At 40.3% G+C, this 6680-nt stretch carries 7 protein-coding genes; 6 read left to right on the plus strand and 1 reads right to left on the minus strand.

Annotation, left to right across the window (positions count from 1 at the left end):
• Nucleotides 1-59 precede the first annotated feature (59 nt).
• Entirely contained in the window at nt 60-1166 is a 1107-nt protein-coding gene (locus tag BT142_RS19435; protein WP_092983371.1) for a relaxase/mobilization nuclease domain-containing protein, read from the minus strand.
• 19 nt (nt 1167-1185) lie between these two features.
• On the opposite strand from BT142_RS19435, the gene BT142_RS17065 reads away from it, so the two are divergent.
• The 6 genes from BT142_RS17065 to BT142_RS17085 all read left to right on the plus strand — a co-directional run bounded on the left by BT142_RS17065 (nt 1186) and on the right by BT142_RS17085 (nt 6672).
• Entirely contained in the window at nt 1186-1464 is a 279-nt protein-coding gene (locus tag BT142_RS17065) for a DUF6076 domain-containing protein (protein WP_242872028.1), read from the plus strand.
• A gap of 369 nt (nt 1465-1833) precedes the next feature.
• Nucleotides 1834-2226 (plus strand): hypothetical protein, encoded by a 393-nt coding sequence (locus tag BT142_RS18885; protein ID WP_139182289.1) that lies wholly within the window; start codon nt 1834-1836, stop codon nt 2224-2226.
• 61 nt (nt 2227-2287) lie between these two features.
• The gene (locus BT142_RS17070; protein WP_072419382.1) at nt 2288-2923 is read left to right on the plus strand and encodes a carbohydrate binding domain-containing protein; all 636 of its coding nucleotides are present in this window, start codon (nt 2288-2290) and stop codon (nt 2921-2923) included.
• 60 nt (nt 2924-2983) lie between these two features.
• Nucleotides 2984-4981, plus strand: a complete 1998-nt coding sequence (locus tag BT142_RS17075; protein ID WP_072419383.1) for a hypothetical protein — start codon at nt 2984-2986, stop codon at nt 4979-4981.
• Nucleotides 4978-5586, plus strand: a complete 609-nt coding sequence (locus BT142_RS17080) for an ABC transporter ATP-binding protein (protein ID WP_072419384.1) — start codon at nt 4978-4980, stop codon at nt 5584-5586. The genes BT142_RS17075 and BT142_RS17080 overlap by 4 nt, the downstream gene beginning before the upstream one ends.
• 369 nt (nt 5587-5955) lie before the next feature.
• Nucleotides 5956-6672: a sensor histidine kinase gene (locus tag BT142_RS17085; RefSeq protein WP_072419385.1), complete on the plus strand. Its 717-nt coding sequence runs from the start codon at nt 5956-5958 to the stop codon at nt 6670-6672.
• Nucleotides 6673-6680: the final 8 nt, after the last annotated feature.

The following is a 6680-nucleotide window of genomic DNA, read 5'->3' on the forward strand; positions in this document are numbered from 1 at the left end:
TATTTTCAAGCAGATGAAGAAGTTCAAGGAGGAATATCCGAACTATATCTATGCCCTGACTATGGGACTTGGAAAAACAATCCTGATTGCCACTTGCATTTTCTATGAGTTCCTGCTTGCGAAGAAGTACCCGAAGGATAAGCGTTACTGTCAGAATGCACTTGTATTTGCTCCGGATAAAACGGTTCTTGATCCTCTTTCTTTTTGAAGCCGTGTTCCTTGATTACTGCAACGGCAGCTTTGTCAACGTCCTTCTTCGGAAATCTTCGCTGCATGATACCCATGTCATCAAAATAGTGTTTTGCACTCTTGATCTCCGATTCGAGCGTTGAGATTTTTTCTTTCAATTCCCGCACCTGTTGCAGAGTTGTGGCATACTTTTTCTCCGCAGCAGTTAACTTGTCTTCGGCATCGGAGATGTTTTTGATCTTTTCCCGCACAAGAATTTCATACAGCCGCAAGAATCTTCCACAAGTATTTTCAATAGGAGAAGTGTTCTTGTATGTGCCTGCTTTGACCTTAATGCTGGTAGTGATCGTGTAGAACGGCGTGACAAATTCTTCCAACGCTTTCTTTTTGTGCTCGGCAATCCGTTTTTCGATTCGCTCGGGCGTGTAGTTGTCACCCAACGTTTTCAGCCTGACATTCTTCTGCTGCCCGGGAGCCTTGACGCGGATGTATTTGCCGTCCTTGAAAGTGAAGCCTTCCTGCTCCATGCGATTTCTGAGGTCATCAAGGCTGTCGGCAATGGTTATCAGCTCGTCAATGCGCTCACGAATCTGCTGTTTCCACGAGGTATTGTGTTTCAGATTTATCCATTCGTGATAACCGCTGATGATCGGCTTGCGGACATAGTTCTCCCTGTCAAAAGGCTTGATACCGTATCGCTGGCAAATCTCGTCCGACAGCTTTTTGATCTTTTTGAGGGAAGCCTTGTTGGAGTAAAAGTGCCTGCCATTCAAATCATAGACGTTGATCTCAATGTGATTGTGAATCTTTCCTGTATCATCATGCGTTGCGATGACCGCTTGAACGTCCTCACCAAACATTTCACGAACCAAATCCAAACCTATCTTCTGCGCAGTCTCGATACTGACATTATCCTTCGGGTCAAAGGACTGGATATAGTGAATCAGCTTGACTTTTGCATAACCTTTCTTCGGCATCGGCTCGTTGAACTTGCGGTTGGAGTACTCTGCTTTCTGCACCCGCCGTATCAAAGGACAGCGCAAGAAGACCTGCCGTGATATCGGAAGCAGGAAAACATATATGGATAAGGTCAACAGTGATCCGATATTACTGACTTATACAAAGGCGTATAAGCAGCATTATGCCCGGTACTTGAAGAAGAAAATGACGCAGGCGGAGTTTAGGGAGTGGGCGGATTATGCGCTTGTGCTTCGGCAGAGAGCTTATGATAAGGTTCTGACATTTAATGAGTATGAGTGCGAGATAAAGAAATAAGAAAATGGTGTTAGTCGCAAGTATATAGGGCTGAAATCAAAAACGTTGTCGAGCTTTCCAAGACAGATACCGATGCTGACATTTGTGAATCATCGCAGCAATCGCCCGAACATATTTATTATTTTATGACTCTTAGAAATATCCAAGCTGGTATAAATAATTTGTATACATTTAAATAACTCAAACTTTTGTCACAGGAAATGTCAGACTGTTAATTTTTTGTAAAACAACAAAAATAGGTATTGCAAGCACTTATGTTTTATGATATAATTCGGAATGTAGTTGGTTATTTTATTTAATAAAAAATAAAATAATTGTCTGTAAGTAAATATCAATTTAAGAGCGATTGTGATGGACAAGACAAAGTAAGTGAACAAGGCAAGAAGAGTTATATCAGCATTATTTGCTGCTGTAATGGTAGTTTCCTCATCAGGAATAGCATCTACTCAGGCATCTGCACTTGACATTGAACGTAGTAGGGGATATACCAGGAAAGAAATAATTGATAAAGATTATCTTTATCATGTAGCTGAAAGAGTTAGATATCGCGGCACTGAAATAGGATACTATTGCATAACTCATTCGGGTTCAAGTGTGAAGAGTACTTCATACACAGAAGATTCTTTACAAACATATGCTATTGTACGCTCCAGCGGTACAGTGAAATACGGTGGAACAGGACGCTTTAACAGTGAGACCGGTTTTGTTAAGATCAAGAACAACTGGGCAACTGTATCTGGTGTATATACAGTTGCAAATTGATGTTTGATTCATGTTCAGGTATTTGTTTTAGCATTATCTTATATCTTTGGAGATAACTGTTATGGATATAAAAAAAAGCAGAATAAAAAGCTGGATAGTTCCTGCAATATTTGTTGCACTTATTGCAGCAGCTGTGATTGCAATCAATGTTGTAAATGCTGTCAAAAAGAAACATTATTATGAGGTCTGCGAGAAATATTACCAACCGTTTATCGAGAAGCACGGATTTGACGAAAAAAATATTGATGATTTTGACAGACATCTTGGTACAGCTTTGTGTACTGAAAACGGACTGAATTGCACTCTGCAATATTCGATACCAAGAGAATATAATGACTCTTTTTCGATCACACTTGCATCTTCATGGGATGGTCTGGATGTTCCGCTGAAAATTGAAGGTGATGAACTGGACTATCATTACGATGTGTCAGCGATTTACGATCATAGTGGAATGAAAGAAATAAGTGTGTCCATAAACAGTTATAACGGTCACTATATCACATACGAGGGTGAAACGTTCTACGATAAAGGAAGCTGGGCAGGTTTTTTTGCCTTTACAGTAGACGAAAATGGTGATTTCCGCTATAAAAATAAGGATATGCCGACCGTTTCAGCTGAAGATGTCATGAAAGCCGAAAAACTGAAACCCGAACTTGACAAAGTGATAAAGACGCTTAAAGATTATTATCTTGTCTGATATATACGGCAGTGCCGCTCATTGATAATGCGGTGCTGTCTTTATTTTTGAGGAATTTATATGATACGTAATGTAAAATATGCGATATATGTTGTTCTCACATTGTGTCTGATAATTTTTTGCGGAGAAACAGCTTATTCAAGATTGACAGATAGAGCATCCGAGAAATTTGAGTCTTTGTACTTTATGAGCGTATATAACGGAAGAACACTTACTGAGGATATCAGCACTTTGGCAAAAAAATATAATTGCTGCGGATTTTTTGTCATCTACGAAAGCGGAGAATGTGAGAAGGAGATATATTGCTGTACCAACGGAGATCAAAAAGAGATAAAAAGAAAACTCGGTATAGATCAGTGCAGTTTCAAAACGATAACCGGTGATGACTATTGTATTGAATTTGCGGAAATGAAAGACTTAGAATCGGATAAGGCAGAACAGTCAATAATCAGCGGATTATATCTTGATCCCGAAAAAGGAGAGGTCGGGCAGTTCGCTTCCGAGCTTTCTCAGAAGTACAGACTGCAAAGATCAGGACTTTGTGCCGCAGATCATTATGAGATAATAGCATTTGCCGCTGCTTTTATATTCATGATACTGCTGTCGGTATATGATATGGTCAGCCGAAAAAAAGAAGTATGTATAAAGATAACTCTTGGTGTCAGCTTGAATAAACAGATTGCGGAAGCGATGTTTTACGATATCGCTGTTTTTGCAACTGTACCGCTCATTCTGATACCGATATTGTCATCATATACCGCAGCGATAATAATAAAGCGTGAAATGGCGGTATATCTTACTGTATTGTGTATTGCAGATTCTGCGGTATATCTTTTGTATCATGCTGTTGATATATGCGCATCTTTGAAAAACAGTAACGATAATGAAATATTTCTTCCGATAAACTATACTCTTAAAATGATCTCTGTTTCACTTATACTGCTGCTTATAGGTTTGAGTTCAGTACTTTCAGGCAGCAAAGCCAGGATCAGAGCTGCTGAGAAATTCAGTAAGTATTTTTCTGATCACAGTCTGATAAATATTAGCGTCAGTGCTTATCAGGCAGAGCTCGTTGACAGATCGCTTGACGGAACAAATACTATAAAAACAGGAGAGCCAAACGGTATAGAACAGTTTTTTGAAGATGAAAAAAAATATATAGACAGCCTCGGTGAATACGGCGATGTTTTTATGCTGAGATCTCTTGACAATTTTTATATAAATGATAACAGTTCGATATACCGCAGATCAAATGTTGTGGTGGCAGCCGGAAGCGCTGATAAATATATCCAGGCACAAACGCATACAAAACCTGATAATAAAGAAATAACAGTTATTGTACCGGAAAAATATCACGGATTAGATCTCAAAGACTGCAAGAACTGGTTAGAACAGCTCAACAAAACATATGATCTTGATACTGCATATAAAATAAAAAAATATAGAGGTGCTGCAATTGCGTTTATGGGAGAATCGGACAGCAATACAGAAAAAATATCAGATATATCTTTCAAAATAGCCTCATCTCCGATAATAATCTATATACCTGATGCAAAGATGTATGACTATTTTGATACAGATCAGATAGCAGTCAGGGTCAGTCCTGGTAAGGCGAATGAACTTCTCAAAGAAAAAGGCATCAGATCGCTTGCCCTTGATATAAACAGTATCAATGGGCTGACTGACAAATATATCAAAAATATAAACTCAGTTCTTTTGATTTTCATGCTGTCCTTTGTTTCGGTATTGATATACAGCATCCTTATGACATCGGCAACTATAATGCTTGATATATCATTAAAACGCAGAGACAGGGCGATAATGAGGATAAGTGGGTACGGATTTTTTTCAAGGCATATAGGAACTGTAATAACAATATCACTATCATATTTAGCACCGATGCTTTTGGCATCGGGAATTCTAAAAGGTCGGAATATCCTGAAAATATGTGCAGCAGTATGTATAATGTTTATTGCTGAGTTCATACTTTTTTCAGCAGCAGCAGCTATCGACAGCAGGAAAAACACTATAAGATCACTAAAGGGGGGAGCATTATGATAGAACTTAAAAATGTTTCTAAGAAGTTTGAGACAAAAACGATTTTTTCAGATGTGTCATTTGTAATAAATGACGGTGAGTTCGTTGTTATCTCAGGGAAAAGCGGCTGCGGAAAAAGCACACTGTTAAGTCTTATCAGCGGGATCGAAAGGGTCACTACGGGAAGCATAACAGTTGATGGAACAGACCTTACAAAGACAAGAAATAAAACAAAATTTCTGCGTGAAAAGATCAGTTTCCTGTTTCAGAATTTTGCATTGAGCGATAATAAAACAGTTATGAAAAATCTGAAAATGATACCTAAAAATGCAAGATCATCTATTTCGATAGAACAGGCACTTGATATTCTTGGAATAGCAGATAAAGCGGATAAACCTGTTTATACTCTTTCGGGCGGTGAACAACAGAGGGTCGCTTTGGCAAGAGTAATGTTGAAAAAATGTGATATCGTTCTTGCTGATGAGCCTACCGGTTCTCTTGACATTGAAAATTCGGAAATTGTAATTGAAGTGCTAAAAAAACTGAATAGAGCCGGAAAAACCATTATTCTTGTGACTCATGATGAAAGCCTTAAAAATACAGGCGACAGATTGATACAACTCTGAACTGATCTGAGTGACTATTCTGAATAACGTTCCTGTTTTTCTTAATGAAAAATAAGGGCGAGCGCGGAAAGGTCTGTGCATATATCACTCCTGAGCATCAGAGAGAATGGAAACGGTTCTACAGATCAGGTTAAAAATATGTCACTCTGTTGGTGCGGGCAACTTTTCCCCGCAAGGGCGGGGGTGATCCATGGGGCGGCGTGCCTACGGGTATAACGCAAAACTTTTCCCCGCATGGGCGGGGGTGACCCTGAGCGGCTGTCTGCGGCTCGGGGTCGATCGCTCATAAACCTGATCGCATCATCGGGTCTGATGGTATAACGTCGGGTCTTGCCGCCATTGTCTTTGTGAGGTATGTAATTTTTTCGATTGACCTTTCCTCCGAACTATGCTACCGATATTCAGCGGGAGCTGGGCGCAGAGTATGAGGAGCAGAAAAAGCAGCTCGGGACGGTCATTTCGGGTATCTCCCACGACTTTCGCACGCCGCTGACGGCATCACTCGGCTACCTGCAAATGATCGGGAAAAGCGGTGAGCTGTCGGATAAGAATGCGGAGTATCTCGGTATCGCCATGCAGAAAAACAGGTATCTCAAAGTGCTTTCCGATGAGTTTTTCGAGCTGACGAAGATAGAAAACGGCGGCGAAGAACTGAATATCGAGAAGATAATTCTCGGCAATCTCCTGACCGAAACGGTGCTTGAACAGCATTCGTGGATAGCCGAAAGAAACATCAGAACCGACTTCGATATTGACGACGGTATCATGATTCAGGCTGATGTGCATTGTCTGACAAGGATACTGAATAATCTCATGTCCAATGCACAGAAATACACCTCTGACAGCTTCGGCGTTAAGCTGAAACAGGACGGTAATTGTGTGGTATTATGTGTATCCAATACCATTGCGGACAGCACATCACTCGATGTTGACAGAGTGTTCGAGCCGTTCTACCGTATGGATGCACGGACGGAAGGCGGCAGCGGACTGGGGTTGTATGTCGTGAAGCTGTTATGTGACAGGCTCGGCTGGTCGGTTAAGGCGGAGCTGAATGATAATGTTTTTACTGCAACAATATTGATATGAACATATGG

This window comes from Ruminococcus sp. YE71 (genome assembly GCF_900119155.1).
Taxonomy (GTDB): Bacteria; Bacillota; Clostridia; order Oscillospirales; family Ruminococcaceae; genus YE71.

Bases quoted from the DNA above. Each gene is read 5' to 3' on its own strand.
- BT142_RS19435 (WP_092983371.1), bottom strand. From the start codon at position 1,166: ATGCCGAAGAAAGGTTATGCAAAAGTCAAGCTGATTCACTATATCCAG.
- BT142_RS17070 (WP_072419382.1), top strand. From the start codon at position 2,288: ATGGATATAAAAAAAAGCAGAATAAAAAGCTGGATAGTTCCTGCAATA.
- BT142_RS17075 (WP_072419383.1), top strand. From the start codon at position 2,984: ATGATACGTAATGTAAAATATGCGATATATGTTGTTCTCACATTGTGT.
- BT142_RS17080 (WP_072419384.1), top strand. From the start codon at position 4,978: ATGATAGAACTTAAAAATGTTTCTAAGAAGTTTGAGACAAAAACGATT.